Source organism: Ruegeria sp. YKSD179 (assembly GCF_059612885.1).
The window spans coordinates 24,319-42,213 of the sequence record NZ_JBXWRL010000024.1 but is presented as its reverse complement, the minus strand read 5'-3'; the positions used below and the strand labels follow the sequence as shown (position 1 = coordinate 42,213).

Genomic DNA, 17,895 nt, shown 5'->3' with positions numbered 1-17,895 from the left:
CAAAAAAGGCTCCGCGCAATGAAATTCACTCTGTCTTGGCTGAAAGATCACCTCGAAACCGACGCGTCAGTAGACGAGATTGCCGAAACGCTAACCGATCTCGGCCTCGAGGTCGAAGAGATCGTGAACCCGGCGGACCGCCTTAAAGGATTTACGCTGGGTCGCGTCAAGCATGCTGAAAAGCACCCAGACGCAGACAAGCTGCGCGTTTGCACGGTTGAAACTGACGAAGGCGACCTGCAAATCATCTGCGGCGCACCGAACGCACGCGAGGGAATTACCGTAGTTGTCTGCAAGCCTGGCATGTACATCCCCGGTCTGGACTTGACGATCAATGTGGGCAAGATCCGCGGCGTCGAAAGCTTTGGTATGATGGCATCCGAGCGGGAGCTGGAGCTTTCAGACGAACATGACGGTATCATAGAACTGCCCACGGGCAAGGTCGGAGACAAGTTCGTCGACTGGCTGGCCGAGAATGACCCGGCCAAAGTTGATCCAATGATTGAAATCGCTATCACACCTAACCGCCCGGATGCATTGGGCGTTGCTGGGATAGCACGCGATCTGGCTGCTCGTGGCATCGGTAAGCTCAAAGAACGGGATTTTGCGCCTGTACCCGGAGATTTTGAAAGCCCAATCAAGGTGACGATTGATGACGACACGTTGGACGGATGCCCTCATTTCACCGGGCGTTTGATCAAAGGTGTCAAAAATGGTCCCAGTCCACAATGGTTGCAAGACCAGTTGAAGGCGATCGGGTTGCGTCCGATCTCGGCTTTGGTGGATATCACCAACTACATGACGTTTGATCATAACCGCCCTTTGCATGTTTTTGATGCAGACAAAGTTCAAGGAAATCTGCGCGTGCATCGCGCCAAAGGCGGCGAGAAGTTGGTTGCGCTGGATGAAAAAGAATACACTATTCAGCCCGGAATGATGCTGATTTCCGACGACAATGGGCCGGAATCAATAGCGGGCGTCATGGGAGGAGAGGAAACCGGCTGTACCGCAGATACAGTGAATGTATTTCTGGAAAGTGCTTTTTGGGATCACGTACAGATTGCCCTGACCGGGCGAGCGCTTAAGATCAACTCGGACGCGCGTTATAGGTTTGAACGTGGCGTCGACCCAGAATACACTCTGGAAGGGCTGGAACATGCCACTCAGATGATCCTTGATATCTGCGGAGGAGAGGCTTCGAACGTGGTCGAGGCAGGCAAGGCGCCGGATCACGCACGTTCTTACCGGCTGGATGCTGCGCGTGTGCAATCTCTGGTAGGCATGGACATCCCGGAAAGCGAACAGCGTCAAACCTTGACCCGCCTTGGATTTCAGTTGGACGGTGAAATGGCCAAAGTTCCAAGCTGGCGTCCGGATATCATGGGTGAAGCCGATTTGGTGGAAGAGGTCGCCCGGATCGCATCGCTGACCAAACTTCAAGGCAAGCCATTGTCGCGTGCCAATAGCGGGATACCCAAGCCGGTTATGACCCCGTCTCAACGGCGCCAGTCTATGGCGCGGCGCACGTGTGCGGCGCTAGGTTACAATGAGTGTGTTTCCTACACTTTCATTGATCAGGCTTCGGCCGCGCTGTTTGGCGGCGGCGATGATACCACCATGCTGGAAAACCCGATCTCGTCGGAAATGAGCCACATGCGCCCGGATCTGTTGCCCGGGTTGCTTCAGGCTGCCGCCCGAAACCAGGCTCGCGGTTATTCCGACTTGGCTTTGTTCGAGGTGGGCCCGGTTTTTCACGATGGCGAGCCTGGCGATCAAACGACACAAATCGCCGGTCTTCTGGTTGGAAATAGTGGTCCTAAAGATGTGCACAGAGCGTCTCGCTCGGTGGACGTGTTTGACGCCAAGGCTGACGCCGAAGCAGTTCTTGCGGCTATCGGAGCGCCTGAAAAAGTTCAGATCATGCGTGGAGCAAATTCTTGGTGGCATCCGGGGCGGCACGGAAAAATCTGTTTAGGACCCAAAAAAGTGCTGGGTGTGTTTGGTGAGTTGCACCCACGCGTTTTGCAGGCGATGGACGTCAAAGGACCGGCGATGGCATTTGTCGTATGGCCGCAAGAAGTTCCTATGCCGCGTAAATCCGGTGCAACGCGGTCGGCTTTAGAACTGCGGGACCTGCAGGCGGTCGAACGTGATTTTGCGTTCGTGGTCGACGCGCAGGTTGAGGCATTGACACTTGTCAATGCAGCGGCGGGTGCTGACAAGGTTCTGATTGATAATGTGCGCGTCTTTGACGAGTTCATCGGCGGCAATGTAGGCGACGGCAAGAAATCTCTGGCCATTACAGTGCGTCTTCAACCTTCAGAAGCGACCTTGAAAGATCAGGATATCGAAGCGGTCAGCGCGAAAATTGTCGAAAAAGTCGCTAAGGCAACAGGCGGCGTTCTGCGCGGCTAGAGTCGCTTCGCCCATGGTGTGATCACTTTGGTAAGGCGAGAGCCATTTATCTACTTTGGTTACCTGAAAAGGAGAAAGACATGCTGAAGGTTTACCTTTCCGGAGAAATACACACCGATTGGCGCGAACAGATTATCGATGGCGCACGTGGCTTAGAGGTAACTTTTAGCAGCCCAGTGACTGATCATGGTGCAAGCGATGATTGCGGCGTAGCCATTTTGGGAGGCGAGCCAAACAAATACTGGCACGACCACAAAGGTGCCATGCTCAACGCAATTCGTACCCGAAAAGGGATCTTGGATTCTGATGTCGTTGTTGTTCGTTTTGGCGACAAATACAAACAATGGAACGCGGCATTTGACGCGGGTTATGCCTCGGCTTTGGGCAAATCGATCATCGTGTTGCACGGTCCCGATCATCAGCATGCGCTGAAAGAGGTGGATGCCGCTGCTTTGGCTGTTGCGGAAGAACCAGGACAGGTAGTTGAGATTCTGCGATATGTTTTAACCGGAAAATTGTCTGATTAGCCAAATGCAAAGATCGCGAACGGATATTTTGAGCCGTTCGCGTTGATTTACAAACTAGTCGCGTGCCGGTATCGACCTGCCTTTCTGAACCGCAGGCCTGGCAAGGAAACGGTCAAGATAGATCGGAAGGTTGGTAAACTCATCCCACCCCACGACGTCTTTGGTGCCATAAAAATCCAGCGCGGTTAACCATGATGCAATGGCAATGTCTGCTATTGAATAGTCCCCGGCGATCCAATCCTGGCCGTCAAGCTGTGTATTCAAAACGTTCAGCAAACGTTTGGCTTCGTCACGATAACGCGCGCGCGGACGAGGATCTTCGATTTCACTGCCGGCAAATTTATGAAAATATCCAAGTTGACCCAGCATCGGGCCAATACCACCCATTTGGAACATCAGCCACTGGGTGATGCGATGTCGTTCAGACGGTGACCGCCCAAGGAGTGTGCCGCTTTTTTCTGCGAGATAAAGTAGTATCGCTCCACTTTCGAATAGCCCAATTGGCTGACCATCGGGTCCGTCTGGATCAACGATTGCCGGAATTTTGTTGTTGGGGTTGAGCGATAGGAATTCGGGGCTTTTGACATCCGCATCAGCAAGAGTGACCAGATGCGGTTCATAGGCAAGCCCGGTCTCTTCCAACATAATTGACACCTTTATGCCGTTTGGCGTTGGGAACGAATATAGCTGAATCCTTTCAGGCCATTGCGGGGGCCATTTTGACATGATCAGGAATGAGCTTACATCCAGCATCGGAGGTTCCTTTCTCGTGCAACTCATGGGCACTTTGACAAAACCACGTCACCTTGTCAGTTCCGGAACTGTGCGTAAAAGGTCAGCAGATGTTTGCAGGGGAACACTTGGGGGGAAAACCATGCAACCCGGCCCCTAGACCCAACAAGAACTTTGGAACAAACTCACTTATGATCCCCGCGCTAGATGCCCGGGTATGCTGTCGAAAAGGAGATGCGCGTGGAAGAAGTTGCAACACAGGTGGGCGCGTTCGGTCCATTGATTATGAACGCGATCAAAGCCCTGATTGTATTGGTGCTCGGCTGGATTTTGGCCGGAGCGATAAGCGGTGTGGTCCGCCGTCGGATAAACGCGACACCACATATCGACCCGACACTTGGAAATTTCGTTGCCAGCCTGGTCAAATGGGTGCTTTTGGCGATTGTGTTCGTTGCAGTATTAGGGATCTTTGGCATTCAGGCTACCAGCATTGTCGCTATTCTGGGTGCTGCATCGTTGGCGATCGGTCTTGCCCTTCAAGGGACACTCAGCGATCTTGCCGCGGGCGTGATGTTGGTTGTTTTCCGGCCATACAAACTGGGGCAATACGTTGATATTGGTGGAACTGCTGGGACGGTCAAAGACCTGAACCTTTTCACGACAGAGCTTGTTACCCCGGACAATGTTCAAATCATCGTGCCGAATGGTCAGGCATGGGGGTCGGTTATTACAAACTATTCAGCTCACGATACTCGACGCGTCGATCTGGTGTTTGGCATCGATTATGGTGACAGCGCAGATGATGCAATGCAGATTATTTTGGACGTAGCAAAAGCCGATGAGCGCATTCTGGGCGATCCGGAGCCTTGGGTAAGGGTGACGAATCTGGGTGACAGTTCGGTCGACCTGACGGCGCGTCTTTGGTGCGCGGCAGATGATTATTGGGACGTCAAATTCGAACTGACAAAAACCATCAAAGAAGCCTTTGACGCAAAGGGAGTTTCGATCCCATACCCGCATTCGGTGGAGATCCAAAGGCAGGGCTGAAAGCCATGGACCCTGTGTCCAGAAGTGTGAAATGGCAGTACTTCAAAACGAAAAGTGCCGCGCGATTCGCGCGGCACCTTTTTTGATTAGACAGAAGACTTTTCCAAACCGTGCCATAAACGGTAAATTTAGCTAGGATTTAATGACAACTGACGGAGAGACGACGTCGATCCCAAGAGCCTTGCCAACAGCGTAATAGGTCAGTTGGCCCGCGTGGATGTTCAAACCTGCCAACAGGTGCGGATCGTCTTGACATGCCTCTTTCCAACCCTTGTCTGCCAGGGCCAAAAGAAATGGCATAGTGGCGTTTCCAAGAGCAATGGTTGACGTTCTCGCGACCGCGCCGGGCATATTGGCGACGCAATAATGCATAATCCCGTCCACTTCATAGATCGGGTCCGCATGCGTGGTTGCCTTTGAGGTTTCAAAGCAACCGCCTTGGTCTATTGCTACATCAACCAAAACCGCGCCGGGTTTCATTGTCGACAGCTGTGCGCGGGTCACTAACTTGGGAGCAGCCGCCCCCGGGATAAGCACCGCGCCAATTACCATTTCGGCATCCTGAATCAGTTCGGCAGTTGCGCCCGCGGTTGAATACTGGTTCTTGAACGTTCCGCCGAATACGTCGTCCAGATAACGCAGGCGCGGCAGGGATCGATCCAGCACGGTGACGTCTGCGCCCATGCCTGCAGCGATTTTAGCGGCGTGAGTGCCTACAACTCCGCCCCCAATGACGACGATCTTGGCCGGGCCCACACCAGGCACGCCGCCCATCAGCACACCGCGACCGCCATTGGCCTTTTGCAGTGTCCACGATCCGACCTGTGGCGCAAGGCGGCCTGCAACTTCGGACATTGGCGCCAGCAGCGGCAGTCCTCCGTTGGCATCGGTGACGGTTTCATAAGCAATCGCGGTGCAGCCTGACTCCAACAGATCGTGGGTCTGATCAGGATCAGGCGCTAAATGTAGGTACGTAAACAGCAATTGACCTTCGCGTAGCATTTTGCGTTCGACCGCCTGTGGTTCCTTGACCTTCACGATCATGTCGGCCGTTGCGAAAACCTCTTCCGCGGTGTCGACTATTCGAGCGCCGGCCGCGACATATGCTTCGTTTTCAAAGCCGGAACCTGTTCCAGCATTGGTTTCGATGATGACCTCATGCCCGTGTGCCACGGCTTCGCCAGCTGCGTTCGGGGTCATTCCTACACGGAACTCCTGAGGTTTGATTTCTTTGGGGCAACCGATCTTCATTGAGGTTCTCCATACATGAACTGCCTAAATTATGTGCAAAATTGAGCGCAATTTTTGTGAAACCCTGCTTGTGAAAATCAAAAAACGCGGGAATTTATTCGACAATAAGGCCAAGTCATGCAATAGACGTGCGCAAATGAGTTTGGATGCAACCGATCGTAAGATTCTAACCGCGCTGCAGCGCAAAGGGCGGATGTCCAATTCCGAGTTGTCGGATCAGGCAAACCTTTCGCCTTCGGCCTGCCACCGCAGAGTGCAACGTCTGGAGGCAGAAGGCTATATAAAGGACTACGTCGCCCTGCTGGACGCCCGCAAAATGAATGTCCCGACAACGGTTTTCGTTGAAATCACGCTGCAGGGACAAGCCGAAGAAGTCCTGAACGCCTTTGAAAAGGCCGTAGCCCGGATCCCGGACGTATTGGAATGCCATCTGATGGCTGGCACAGCGGATTACATTCTGAAGGTTGTTGCGGAAAATACAGAAGATTTCGCACGTATTCACCGCCAATACCTGTCTCGCCTACCCGGCGTGGCCCAAATGCAGAGTTCTTTTGCGTTGCGAACTGTATTCAAAACGACCGCACTTCCGGTGTGACCTTTAAAGCGCCAAAAGTCTTCGGATTCATCTCCCAAATTGATAGGTGCACACAAATTCAGCTGTTTGGATTAGCGACGTCCCGGAGGTTCTGGTTGCGTCAATTCTCGCGCTTGTATCCTATTGCCGAACGGGCCACATTTAAAGTCTGGCGCTTTAGGTTGCATTGCCAAAGGGCAGCGACTTTTTGGCGAAATCGCGTCCTTGACGACATATGTCGTTTACACAGCGCCGATACGGTCCGGACCCGAAGAATTATAAGGAGCAGACCTTGGCACACGACATTAATGACGCTGCGCAGGACTGGTTGGAAGCTGAACTGGAAGACACGCTCGACGAAGATTTCGAGATCGAATTCAATGAGCCGATGCTTTCAATGGAGATCCGAAAAATCTATCGCGAACAGCATCCAGATATGCTGGACCGAAAGCTGTATTTCCGCAATCTTCTGCGTCTGCAGGCTGAATTGATCAGAGTTCAGGATTGGGTTCAGCATACAGGTGCCAAGGTGTGCATCCTGTTTGAGGGTCGCGACAGTGCCGGCAAGGGCGGTGTGATCAAGCGGATTACTCAACGTCTGAATCCGCGAGTCGCCCGAGTGGTCGCCTTGCCCGCACCAAGCCGCCGCGAACAAAGCCAATGGTATTTTCAGCGCTATGTCCCGCACTTACCCGCAGCTGGCGAAATCGTTCTGTTCGATCGTTCATGGTATAACCGAGCGGGTGTCGAGCGGGTTATGGGATTTGCAAGCGAAAGTCAGGTCGAACAGTTTTTTCAAGACGTTCCTGAATTTGAACGTATGCTGGTTCGTTCAGGAATTATTTTGTTAAAGTACTGGTTTTCAATCACGGATGAGGAACAGCAATTGCGGTTCTTGATGCGGATTCATGATCCTATGAAGCAATGGAAGCTGTCGCCTATGGATTTGGAGTCTAGAATTCGTTGGGAGGCGTATACGAAGGCCAAGGAAGATATGTTCTTCCGCACCAACATTCCCGAAGCGCCTTGGTATATCGTGGAAGGAAACGACAAGAAACGTGAGCGCCTGAATTGTATCGAGCACCTTTTGACCAAAATACCTTATGATGATGTTCCGCAGGAAAAGGTAACGCTTCCTGATCGTCGTTATAACCCCGAATACGAGCGCCGTATTTTGCCAGACGAGTTGCATGTGCCCAAGATTTATTGAATCAGGCAGATATTGGATACGGGACACGGAGCCCCGTATCCAAATTTCGATCACCCGAAATCAAAGGCCCAGTTTACTTCATATGTTGCAGTGCAGTCGAAATCCTGACTTGACTCATCGATTGCGCCTTCTTCTTCGGCGAATGTCTCTTCTTCGTCAGAGCCAAGGCTGAATGCAAAGTCGAAATCATTCGACTTGGACTCAGGTTGAGCCCACTTTGACGTATTCCAATCGAACTGATCGAAGCGAGCCTTCAAGGTGTTCACCATTTCTTCGACCTCAACCAAAAAGGCCTGCACGTCAAATTCTTTGATGTCAGTGACATCAGATTCCACGACTGCTTTTTCGTATGGCTCGTCTTTGCTTTCGACCGGTTCAACGATGTCTTCCGTGACTGTTTCGTCTCTGCTTTCTAACGGTTCCGCAACATTTTCCTCGACAGGTTTTTCGCCGCTTTCAACCGGCTCGGCGATTTCCTCTTCGATTTTTTCGTATTCGCTTCCGTCAGGCTCTGCGACGTTTTCTTCAACGGTTTCGTCGTTGTCTTCAACCGGTGTCACAACGGTTTCTTGAGTGGGCGGGTCAATTTCTTCCACTGGTTCCGCAGTAACTTCTTCGGCGGTTTGATAATCGTCTTCGATCGGTTCGACGGTTTCTTCCTCGACAGGTTGCAGAGATTCTTCTGCAGGTTGGGTCGGGATAGGTTCTACAAAAGCCAGGCCTTGATCCAGCAGAACCGGAGCGCTGGTCGTGGCGAAGTTCTGAGTAACCATGACCGCGTCGTAGCCCCGCATATCACCGGTCTCGATGCCGATGCCAATATACCTGAAATCAGGGTTGAGTATGTTAGCACGGTGACCCGGGCTGCTCATCAAATTCTCATGCAGTTGTGCAACATCATCGCTGATACCAGGCGCGCCGCGTTCGGATTGCCACGCGATATTCTCGCCTGACCGCCAACTGCCTTCAAAATCGAATCCAGCTGCCCGCATCCGCTGGGTTGCGGATGATCCGTCTTCACCTGTGTGGCTAAATCTGTCCGTATCCAGCATCCAGGCGCTGTGATCCTCTGATGAATCATTCAGTTGGGTTTCCATTAGCAGTGGATCCAATCCGCGGGATTCGCGCTCTTGGTTAATCAGCGCCAGCATTTCCCACTCGATTGTACTTGCTGTCGACATTTATGCCTCCGTTTGTTCACGTCCTTTCGGACGCGACCAGTTACAGAGGGATTTTGGTTGGTAGAAAAGCGTCCGGCGCAATCAGATCAGGTATTGGCAAGGTGGTGCTGGCTTGGATGATTCGGTTGGCTGTAATATGCCGGTCCAAACGGTCCAGCGCGCGGTCGGCAAATTACCGCAAGCAACCCACGGCCTATCGGCGAATAACGTCTGATCCAAAAACGACAAACCCCCGGGCGCCGCCTCGGGGGTCGTCAAATTGTGTCATCCAAAGCTGGACGAGACGCAGATCTCAGAGCAGACCTTCGCGCTGGGCTTTCTTACGTGCCAGTTTGCGGGCACGGCGGATCGCTTCAGCTTTCTCGCGCGCTTTCTTTTCCGACGGCTTCTCGAAATGTTGCTTAAGCTTCATTTCACGGAACACGCCTTCGCGCTGCAGCTTTTTCTTCAGGGCACGAAGCGCCTGATCGACATTGTTGTCGCGAACACTAACCTGCATGTGGTTGTCACCACCTTTCTAGATAGAGTTGCAAGGATTTGCAGGAGGTGGCCGTATAGCAAAGCGCACCTATCTTGTCTAGTACTGGGCCAGAATCGGAGAAACGCAATGACAGTGACTTACGAAGACACGAAGCAACAGCTGTTGGATGCTATTCTGGACCATGTGCCATTTGACGGCTGGTCCGAGGTGAGCTTTCGCGCCGCAGTCGTCGATTGCGGTCTGGATGAAGGCATGGCTCGTATCATTTGTCCTCGCGGCGCAGTGGAGTTGGCATTGGCGTTCCACGCGCGCGGTGATGCAGAAATGTTGGAGCGGATAAAGTCCGAAGATTTAAGTGGGCTGAAGTTCCGCGAAAAAATTGCAGCAGCAGTTAGGTTTCGTTTGCAAGCCGTACACGATAAAGAGGCGGTTCGCCGGGGGGTCACTCTGTTTGCTCTGCCGATGTATGCAGCGGACGGAGCGAAGGCGATTTGGGGCACATGCGATCAGATTTGGGATGCGCTTGGTGACACCTCAGACGATGTGAACTGGTATACCAAACGCGCGACTTTGTCCGGTGTTTATTCCTCGACCCTGTTGTATTGGTTGGGGGATGACAGTCCAGACAATCAAAAAACGTGGGAATTTCTTGATCGCCGCATAGAGGGTGTAATGCAGTTTGAAAAGCTCAAGGCGCAAGTTAACGGGAACCCGCTCTTGAAACCCTTACTGTCTATCCCCAACTGGCTGGCTGGACAAATTAAGGCACCGGTTCGGATGCGGGCTGACCTTCCCGGTTTGCTTAACCCCCGAAAGTAATCTGAACTTGCGACTGGGCCTTTAGCCTGATGCCTGTTAGGCAATCGGCAAAGGAGATTGGCAGATGACACAGATGATGCGCGCCGTTGAAATAACGACACCTGGTGGCCCGGATGTTTTGCAACTGACCGAACGTCCGGTTCCGAAACCTGGACACGGTCAGGTTGTCATCAAGGTCGCCTACGCCGGCGTTAATCGCCCTGATGCCCTGCAACGGGCAGGGGCCTATGATCCGCCGCCGGGTGCAAGCGACTTGCCGGGCCTTGAGGCATCCGGCGAAATTGTTTCTGTTGGTGAAGGTGTTGAAGGTTTGGCGGTTGGCGATCAAGTCTGCGCGTTGTTACCCGGTGGCGGATACGCAGAGTACGTTGCGACACCGGCAGCGCATTGTCTGCCTGTGCCGTCTGGGATGGGCCTAAAAGAAGCTGCTTGCTTGCCTGAGACCTTCTTTACTGTATGGTCTAATGTGTTCACTCGAGGAGGGTTGAAGGCCGGTGAAAGGTTTCTGGTTCATGGCGGCTCCAGCGGGATTGGAACAACGGCAATCCAACTGGCACACGCGTTCGGCGCCCGGGTTTTTGCCACAGCAGGATCAGACGAAAAATGTGCCGCCTGTGTCAGCCTCGGAGCCGAAAAAGTGATAAATTACAAAGATGAAGACTTTGTTGCCGTCATGCGCACTGAAGGCGGCGCAAATTTGATCCTCGACATGGTTGGTGGGGATTACATACCCCGAAACCTCAAAGCTTTGGCCGAAGATGGCCGTCTGGTCCAGATCGCTTTCCTTCAAGGACCAACAGTTGAGGTCAACTTTGCGCTTATGATGGTCAAGCGTCTGACTTTAACCGGGAGTACGTTACGACCGCAAAGTAATCTGGCCAAGGCGCTTATTGCGCAAGATTTGCTTGAGGCTGTTTGGCCGTTGCTCGAGGCCGGGAAAGTCGCTCCAGTTATGGATAGCGAGTTTGATCTGACGGACGCCGCGTCGGCGCACACGCGAATGGAAAGTTCGGGCCACATCGGAAAGATCGTTCTTAAGGTTGCAGACTAAAGGCCCGGACCAATGGTCACGCTATGGCACGCCGGTACAGATGCCAGGTGGCATGGCCAAGTACCGGCATTACGATGATCAGGCCAAGCAGCAGCGGAATAGCACCAAGCAGCAGCAAGGCCGCGACTATGAAACCCCACGTAAGTATTACGCCCGGATTTTCTCGCAGGACCCGAACTGAGGTCACCACTGCGATCGGTAGCCCGACTTTCTTGTCCAGCAACAAGGGGAAGCTGACAACACTAATAGCAAGTGCCACAAGCGCGAAAACAAACCCGATCGCAGTTCCCAGTATAATCATAACCCAGCCAGCGCTTGTGGTGAAAACCTCAGTCACAAAGGCACCGAAAGAAACGGGCGAATCGGGCCCAAGTGTTTGTGAATAGAGACTTTGTGCCACCATTAGCCAGATCAAAAAAAGAACTATCAGGTAAAACCCCAATGCCAGAATTGCGCCAAACGAGGGCGAGCGAAATACTCCAAAGGCGTCTAGCCAATGAACTTCGCCTCCCGACTCTCTTTTCCGGCTAATTTCATACAGCCCAACGGCGGCCACTGGCCCTATCAGTGCAAATCCAGCGATCAGCGGTGCCAGAAGCGGGATCATGTTCATGTTTAGTCCGAAACCGAACATCAACATACCTGCAATTGGGTAAATTAGCACGACAAAGATTGCGTCGGCGCGGGTTTCGAGGAAGTCCCGATAACCAGCGCGAAGACAGTCGCGCAGATCCTGAATAGTAAGCCTTTTAACCATAGGAAGTTGTTGAGTGTCCGAACTGCCTACCCTGGAAAGGCTTTCCGCAATATGTGAACTGGTCGCACCAAGATTTCTAGCGGCCCAACTGATTGGATTTCCGATTGTTTTGCCCATGATCATCCCCTCCACAGCGCTTTGGCGCGTAAGGATGCATCCGGTTTTTTGGGTGTCCGGACCGAATGATCCTTCAACGCCTAAGTGAATTATACCACATTATGGCGTTTATGTCTTTCCGAGCCTGCGGATTGAATGGATTGCCCTATCGTTCGGGCGTGATAGCTTTGCTCTATAACAGAGGGAGGTCACCATGCAGCTGACGGCAAAGACCGTAGTTATTCACGAAACCGGCGGTCCCGAAGTTCTGCGGATCGAAGAACGCCATGTTGGCGATCCGGGTCCGGGAGAGGTTCGCATCCGGCATCAGGCCTGCGGACTGAACTTCATAGACGTATACCAGCGCAGCGGTCTTTATCCGTTGGCATTGCCTCATGCTTTGGGGATGGAGGCCGCCGGTGTTATCGAAGCCGTGGGTGAGGGTGTCACTCATTTGAGTCAGGGACAAAGGGCGGCTTATGCCAGTGCCCCTCCGGGTGCATATGCACAGGCTCGAGTGATGCCAGCAGCGCAAGTCTGTCCATTGCCTGAAAGCATCTCTTTCCGAACCGCGGCTGCGATGATGCTAAAAGGGATGACCGTGGAATATTTGTTCCATCGGACCACTCCGTTGAAGCGCGGGGATACGGTTCTGTTTCATGCTGCGGCGGGCGGAGTGGGCCTGATCGCCTGCCAATGGGCCAAGTCTGAAGGGATCACGCTGGTAGGCACCGCTGGTACGGATGAGAAATGCAGCCTCGCGCAATTCAATGGTGCGGCCCATTGCATAAACTACCGTACCGAGGACTTTGTTGCGCGTGTTTTGGAAATCACCGACGGGAAAGGCGTCGATGTTGTGATGGATTCCGTGGGTGCGGACACGTTTGAGCGATCTTTGGATTGCCTCAAGCCGCTGGGTATGATGATTTCCTTCGGCAATGCTTCTGGGCCAGTGCCGCCCTTGGACATAGGGGTTTTGGCGCAAAAAGGATCGCTTCGGCTGACACGACCGACTTTATTTACGCATATCTCGGACCCCAGTGTCTGTCAGGCCATGGCGAGGAGGTTGTTTGGCAAGGTTGAGGGCAAAGAAGTCAAGATACACGTTGATCAGCAATTCCCATTAGAGGATGTCGCCAACGCGCATCGCGCACTTGAAGCGCGGCAAACCACCGGCAGTACAATTTTAGAACCATAGATTTACTTATATTCGATTTAGTATGACCGATACGCGTCTACCTTCAGCGACAGAAACTATCGGCACCATTTGTAGTTGAAGCACAAACAAATTTGGCGGCAGGATTCCTGCCGCCAAGATTTTCGCACTCTCAGCGCTTTATTACTGCTGTAACTCCGCCGGGGTTTTGTCAGCAATCGTTTCCCAGTTGTTGCTGGCCTGTTCGATAAATCCGGGAATGTCACCCTCCCAACGTTTCTGGATGCCTTCGGACAGGTTCAGATACAGCTTGTTGTCCACGATCTTCCAATAGTTGGGGTCGCCGTCAAACTTGAAACCCATCGCGGCTCCGAACGCGCAATAGCCTCCGTAGGCCGGTAGGTACGCCTCCGGATTTGCCTCAAACGCAGTCTTGTTGTCTTCGTTGGCAAAGCGATAGGTTGCGTCGTTGTGCAATGTGGTTATCTGCCAATCACCCTTGGTGGGTAGACCTTCGGTGAAGTATGCGACGGGGTCATAGCCCTGAAGTGCCAGCCCAGTCGTACTTGTGTTAAGTTCTACGCCGGCCGCCAATGCCGAGCTTGCGATGGCGACTGAAAGTGCAACGCCGCTAATGATGGATCTGATCCTGTTCATGTTTTCATCCTTCGAGCACGGATCGTTTTCAAGCATCCAAATTTTGCTTAGACGACCCAGATTAAGTTGTCTGTGCCTCCTGTAATTGAAGGTCACGCCATCCGAGTTGGGAAACGCCGAGTTCACGTTCAAAGCAATCAATCGTGATTGTGCAGGTACTAAGGGCAGCTGTTCAAAAATGCAGAGAAAGCACAGATTTTTTAAAGACCCAGCGCAGTCAGGACTTTCCGATTTTAGGCTCGGTTCCAGCGCGAATACGAGCCAGATTGGCACTGTGCCGCCAATATACTAACAGGGTCAGAATAACGCCCAGTATGAAGGTGGAGCCGTCTGTCAGTATCACTACCCACGTGGTCGACAAAGCCGCCGCAACAAGTGCGCCCAAAGACGAAATTCTCCATATTGCTGCTGCGACAAGCCAAGTCAGGCAGCAACAAACCCCGACGCGCCAGTCTAGTGCCAGCCATAGCCCTAGAAAGGTTGCCACGCCTTTTCCGCCCTTGAACCCAAGCCAGGCCGGAAAACAATGACCCAGAAAAACCGCAAGTGCGGCAGCTTGCGCCGCATCCTCTCCAGCCAAGGAACGAGCCAAAAGAACCGCCGCCGCACCCTTCGCCGCGTCCATAAGAAGGGTTAACGCGGCTGCGGCCTTGTTTCCGGTTCGTAAAACGTTGGTTGCACCGATGTTTCCTGAACCGATATTGCGCAAGTTCCCTAGACCCATCGCACGGGCAATGATCATACCAAACGGTATAGAACCCATAAGATACCCCAGCGCAGCCCAAAGAATGAGCTGAGTTGTTGTACTATCAAAGATCGGCATCAGGTTCTCCGGTAGACTTGTTCGCCAGCGACGTAAGTTGCGGTGACCTTACCCTGCAATCTTTGCCCGTCAAATGGAGTATTCTGAGATTTTGATTTGAGAGTGAAGCGGTCCAGAACAAAAGGAACGTCGGGATCAAATAACACCAGATCGGCCGGAGCACCTATTGCCAATCGACCACTATTAAGCCCCAGTCGTTTGGCAGGATTCAGGGCCATGGCCCTGAACAAAGATGGCAGGTCCAATTGCTCCGCGTGATACAGCCTCAACGCTGCGGGCAATAGAGTTTCAAGCGCGACCGCGCCCGACGCGGCCTCTTCAAATGGAAGACGTTTGCTTTCTTCGTCCTGAGGCGTGTGCATTGAACTGATAGTGTCTATTAAACCAGTCCGAACGGCTTCTATAACTGCTAAACGGTCATCCTCCGAACGCAGTGGTGGCTTTACCTTAAAGAACGTACGGTAGTCGGCCACGTCAATCTCATTCAACGTTAGATGATGAATTGACGTTCCTGCCGTTATGTCCAACCCGTTTCGCTTTGCTCGTTCCAGAGCGGGTAGGGCGCGCGCTGTGGTGATCTGATCGGCATGATACGCGGCCCCGGTCATTTCCAACAAAGCGATGTCTCGGTCCAGCCCCATTCGCTCGGCCATTGGGGACACGGCCGGCAGACCGCGCAGCGCGGCAAACTTTCCGCTGGTCGCTGCTGCACCGCCGCTCAGACCGGGTTCTTGTGGGTGAGCAATCACTAATGCTCCGCAGGATTTCGCGTAGGTCAGCGCACGCGAGAAGACCTTGGTGTTGACGACGACATGATCGCAATCTGTGAACGCGACGGCGCCAGCATCTTGCAGAAATCCGATTTCGGTCATCTCGCGCCCTTCCCGACCCTTGGTTAGGGCAGCCATGGGAAGCACGTTGACAGGAGTATCGGCCTGCGCACGGCGAGTGACAAATTCCAGACTTTCGGGTGTATCGATAGCTGGAGAAGTGTCAGGGCGCGTGACTATGGTAGTCACACCGCCTGCAGCTGCTGCGAGCCCAGCGGACTTATAGCTTTCCTTGTGTCGCTCGCCCGGTTCGCACACTTTGACGCCAATATCGACGATACCAGGCCCGAGGCACTGACCGCCACAGTCAATTGTTTGTTCGTCGGAAACAGGTGGAGTTCCCTCTCCCCTCGCGGCGATGTGACCTTCAGCGATTTGCAGCCATCCGATAAAGTCCTCACTGCTTTCCGGATCAATCAAGCGGGCATTTGTGAAGGTTATGGTGCTCATGCCATTGCCCTTTCGATCGCGGCTTTCGTTGCTGCGGGGTCAGATTGGTACTTGATCAGGTGTTTTTCACCACCATTGGTAACGATCTGAACAAAGCTGCCCATCTTGTTGACCGCTGCAATCTGGATTAGCGGGACTTTGCGGGGGCCAGGACCTGTAAGGGCAGTATCCGTCATCTGCCAACTGGTGGCCAATTCCTCCGAGGCCAGATACCAGGCGCGAACAGTGACTGCGGCAAGGCCCGCGGGAGCGCCTGTCCAGACGTAGGGATTACCAATCACCCACAACACAATCATTGCGCCAGCCATGGCCCCGGCCGCAAGCCACGCGTTGGTACGAATATAGGCCGCCTTGCTCGGTGCGAAAGTTACAGGATCATCCAAAGTAAGCCTCCTATGACAGTTACAAATGCCACAGCTAAAATGGCTGACCCAATTCTGCGCGGATTAGTGTCTTGTTCCAAAATCTGATGCCCAGAGAATGGCAAGGCGCTCTCAGTTTCGATTTTCCCGCCGGACCAGTTTGTGACCGCCTCGGTAAACAGGTCAACCAAACGAACCCTTGGATCGAGCGTCAGCGTTGCCTCACGACCGCGAAAGGCGGCGCTCCGCACGACCAAAACCCAACCTTCAATGGCATCCAGCTTTTCTCGGTTCAGTTGGTCGTCTGAAATACCGCAGCCGTCGTGCAAATAGCCATATAGGCCCAAATCCTCGAGATCTGAGACCGGGAATATGTCGATCTGTTCTGCGTCAAGCCCTGTCACACCAAGAACCTGGTCGACCGCGCCTGGTTCTCGCAGAAACTTCGCTTCTTCGGGACGCATGTCCAAGTGAAACAGGCGCAGTACGCCGCGTTCGTAGGGTGCTATGTTCAGATCGTTCATGCGGCCTCGGTAAGGTTGCGGGCCAGAAGTTCCATCGCGGCCATACGAACTGCGACGCCCATTTCGACTTGTTCCTGGATAACAGACCTATTGATGTCGTCTGCCAGCGTTCCGTCAATCTCGACACCTCGGTTCATCGGCCCTGGGTGCATAACTATGGCTTTGGGTTTGGCCAGTGCCAGCTTGGCAGCATCAAGACCATAGCGGTGATAGTATTCCCGTTCCGAAGGGATAAACCCACCATCCATCCTCTCTCGTTGCAGGCGCAACATCATCACAACATCAACTTCCCTTAGGCCTTCGTTCATGTCGTCGTAGATTTCCGCACCGAATTCGGCGAATTGTGCGGGCACTAAAGTAGGAGGGCCAATCAGCCTGATGCGGTTCTCCATTTTGCCAAGTAAAATCAGGTTTGACCGTGCCACGCGGCTGTGGGCGACATCACCGCAGATAGCGATGTTCAACCTGTGCAACCGACCTTTGGCGCGGCGAATGGTCAATGCGTCAAGCAACGCCTGAGTAGGGTGTTCGTGCCGACCATCACCTGCGTTCAGAACTGCGCAATTTACCTTTTGCGCCAGCAAGTCGACCGCGCCGGAATGGGGATGCCTTACAACCAGCAAATCTGGGTGCATTGCGTTTAAGGTCATCGCCGTGTCGATCAGCGTTTCGCCTTTTTTGATCGAACTTGCCTGCATCGCCATATTCATGACGTCTGCGCCCAACCGCTTACCAGCCAGTTCAAAACTGGCTTGGGTTCGGGTTGAGTTTTCAAAGAACATGTTGATCTGGGTAAGACCTGAAAGTACATCAGAGTGCTTGGCTGAGCGACGGTTCAGGTCCACGTATTTTTCGGCCAGATCTAGAATAGCGGTAATATCGGATTGCGACAGATGTTCGATGCCAAGTAGGTGACGATGGGCGAAACTCATGGGCTGGCTCCTGTCTGACA

The 17,895-nt window shown here is 53.2% G+C and carries 19 protein-coding genes; 8 read left to right on the top strand and 11 right to left on the bottom strand.

Annotated elements, in window-relative coordinates:
• The first annotated feature begins 18 nt into the window (after nucleotides 1-18).
• Together pheT and AC2FNE_RS13310 are read left to right on the top strand one after the other, a co-directional pair.
• Nucleotides 19-2,415 carry a phenylalanine--tRNA ligase subunit beta gene (gene pheT, locus AC2FNE_RS13315; protein ID WP_496805553.1) on the top strand — a complete coding sequence of 799 codons (2,397 nt, stop codon included), beginning with the start codon at nucleotides 19-21 and terminating at the stop codon, nucleotides 2,413-2,415.
• An 80-nt stretch (nucleotides 2,416-2,495) separates the two neighbouring features.
• A complete protein-coding gene (locus AC2FNE_RS13310; RefSeq protein ID WP_170605894.1) occupies nucleotides 2,496-2,942 on the top strand; it encodes a YtoQ family protein in 447 nt (148 codons plus the stop codon).
• Nucleotides 2,943-2,996: 54 nt separating this feature from the next.
• On the opposite strand, the gene AC2FNE_RS13305 is transcribed toward AC2FNE_RS13310, so the two are convergent.
• Complete coding sequence (locus AC2FNE_RS13305; RefSeq protein ID WP_170605896.1) at nucleotides 2,997-3,695, bottom strand: glutathione S-transferase family protein; 699 nt, start codon at nucleotides 3,693-3,695, stop codon at nucleotides 2,997-2,999.
• Nucleotides 3,696-3,914: 219 nt separating this feature from the next.
• Here AC2FNE_RS13305 and AC2FNE_RS13300 point away from each other — a divergent pair, with 219 nt between their 5' ends.
• Entirely contained in the window at nucleotides 3,915-4,721 is an 807-nt protein-coding gene (locus AC2FNE_RS13300) for a mechanosensitive ion channel family protein (protein WP_170475393.1), read from the top strand.
• Between the two features lie 132 nt (nucleotides 4,722-4,853).
• Here AC2FNE_RS13300 and ald read toward each other — a convergent pair whose 3' ends face one another.
• On the bottom strand, nucleotides 4,854-5,972 hold the full coding sequence (ald, locus tag AC2FNE_RS13295) for an alanine dehydrogenase (RefSeq protein ID WP_496805552.1): 1,119 nt from the start codon (nucleotides 5,970-5,972) through the stop codon (nucleotides 4,854-4,856).
• Nucleotides 5,973-6,108: 136 nt separating this feature from the next.
• Between ald and AC2FNE_RS13290 the strand changes: the two genes are divergently transcribed.
• Both AC2FNE_RS13290 and ppk2 read left to right on the top strand, forming a co-directional pair.
• A complete protein-coding gene (locus tag AC2FNE_RS13290) occupies nucleotides 6,109-6,567 on the top strand; it encodes an Lrp/AsnC family transcriptional regulator (protein ID WP_170474762.1) in 459 nt (152 codons plus the stop codon).
• Nucleotides 6,568-6,838: 271 nt separating this feature from the next.
• Entirely contained in the window at nucleotides 6,839-7,756 is a 918-nt protein-coding gene (gene ppk2 / locus AC2FNE_RS13285) for a polyphosphate kinase 2 (protein WP_170474765.1), read from the top strand.
• Nucleotides 7,757-7,806: 50 nt separating this feature from the next.
• Here ppk2 and AC2FNE_RS13280 read toward each other — a convergent pair whose 3' ends face one another.
• Both AC2FNE_RS13280 and rpsU read right to left on the bottom strand, forming a co-directional pair.
• Nucleotides 7,807-8,937, bottom strand: a complete 1,131-nt coding sequence (locus AC2FNE_RS13280; protein ID WP_496805551.1) for a CAP domain-containing protein — start codon at nucleotides 8,935-8,937, stop codon at nucleotides 7,807-7,809.
• Between the two features lie 292 nt (nucleotides 8,938-9,229).
• On the bottom strand, nucleotides 9,230-9,436 hold the full coding sequence (gene rpsU / locus AC2FNE_RS13275) for a 30S ribosomal protein S21 (protein ID WP_005614280.1): 207 nt from the start codon (nucleotides 9,434-9,436) through the stop codon (nucleotides 9,230-9,232).
• Nucleotides 9,437-9,544: 108 nt separating this feature from the next.
• Between rpsU and AC2FNE_RS13270 the strand changes: the two genes are divergently transcribed.
• Nucleotides 9,545-10,237, top strand: coding sequence for a COQ9 family protein (locus AC2FNE_RS13270; protein WP_496805550.1), 693 nt, complete (start codon nucleotides 9,545-9,547; stop codon nucleotides 10,235-10,237).
• A gap of 64 nt (nucleotides 10,238-10,301) precedes the next feature.
• Nucleotides 10,302-11,288: an NAD(P)H-quinone oxidoreductase gene (locus AC2FNE_RS13265; protein ID WP_496805549.1), complete on the top strand. Its 987-nt coding sequence runs from the start codon at nucleotides 10,302-10,304 to the stop codon at nucleotides 11,286-11,288.
• Between the two features lie 16 nt (nucleotides 11,289-11,304).
• Here AC2FNE_RS13265 and AC2FNE_RS13260 read toward each other — a convergent pair whose 3' ends face one another.
• The gene (locus tag AC2FNE_RS13260; RefSeq protein WP_170605906.1) at nucleotides 11,305-12,162 is read right to left on the bottom strand and encodes a DUF2189 domain-containing protein; all 858 of its coding nucleotides are present in this window, start codon (nucleotides 12,160-12,162) and stop codon (nucleotides 11,305-11,307) included.
• Between the two features lie 193 nt (nucleotides 12,163-12,355).
• Here AC2FNE_RS13260 and AC2FNE_RS13255 point away from each other — a divergent pair, with 193 nt between their 5' ends.
• On the top strand, nucleotides 12,356-13,339 hold the full coding sequence (locus AC2FNE_RS13255) for a quinone oxidoreductase family protein (RefSeq protein ID WP_170605908.1): 984 nt from the start codon (nucleotides 12,356-12,358) through the stop codon (nucleotides 13,337-13,339).
• 141 nt (nucleotides 13,340-13,480) lie between these two features.
• On the opposite strand, the gene AC2FNE_RS13250 is transcribed toward AC2FNE_RS13255, so the two are convergent.
• From AC2FNE_RS13250 to AC2FNE_RS13225, 6 genes are all read right to left on the bottom strand, one after another.
• Nucleotides 13,481-13,954: a YHS domain-containing (seleno)protein gene (locus AC2FNE_RS13250; RefSeq protein WP_496805548.1), complete on the bottom strand. Its 474-nt coding sequence runs from the start codon at nucleotides 13,952-13,954 to the stop codon at nucleotides 13,481-13,483.
• 217 nt (nucleotides 13,955-14,171) lie between these two features.
• Complete coding sequence (plsY, locus tag AC2FNE_RS13245; RefSeq protein ID WP_170474784.1) at nucleotides 14,172-14,777, bottom strand: glycerol-3-phosphate 1-O-acyltransferase PlsY; 606 nt, start codon at nucleotides 14,775-14,777, stop codon at nucleotides 14,172-14,174.
• Complete coding sequence (pyrC, locus tag AC2FNE_RS13240) at nucleotides 14,777-16,057, bottom strand: dihydroorotase (RefSeq protein ID WP_170605910.1); 1,281 nt, start codon at nucleotides 16,055-16,057, stop codon at nucleotides 14,777-14,779. Before pyrC ends, plsY begins: the two co-directional genes overlap by 1 nt.
• Nucleotides 16,054-16,440 (bottom strand): hypothetical protein, encoded by a 387-nt coding sequence (locus tag AC2FNE_RS13235; RefSeq protein ID WP_170474790.1) that lies wholly within the window; start codon nucleotides 16,438-16,440, stop codon nucleotides 16,054-16,056. The genes pyrC and AC2FNE_RS13235 overlap by 4 nt, the downstream gene beginning before the upstream one ends.
• Nucleotides 16,425-16,943 (bottom strand): hypothetical protein, encoded by a 519-nt coding sequence (locus AC2FNE_RS13230; protein WP_496805547.1) that lies wholly within the window; start codon nucleotides 16,941-16,943, stop codon nucleotides 16,425-16,427. The genes AC2FNE_RS13235 and AC2FNE_RS13230 overlap by 16 nt, the downstream gene beginning before the upstream one ends.
• On the bottom strand, nucleotides 16,940-17,875 hold the full coding sequence (locus AC2FNE_RS13225) for an aspartate carbamoyltransferase catalytic subunit (RefSeq protein WP_170605914.1): 936 nt from the start codon (nucleotides 17,873-17,875) through the stop codon (nucleotides 16,940-16,942). The genes AC2FNE_RS13230 and AC2FNE_RS13225 overlap by 4 nt, the downstream gene beginning before the upstream one ends.
• Between the last annotated feature and the right edge of the window lie 20 nt (nucleotides 17,876-17,895).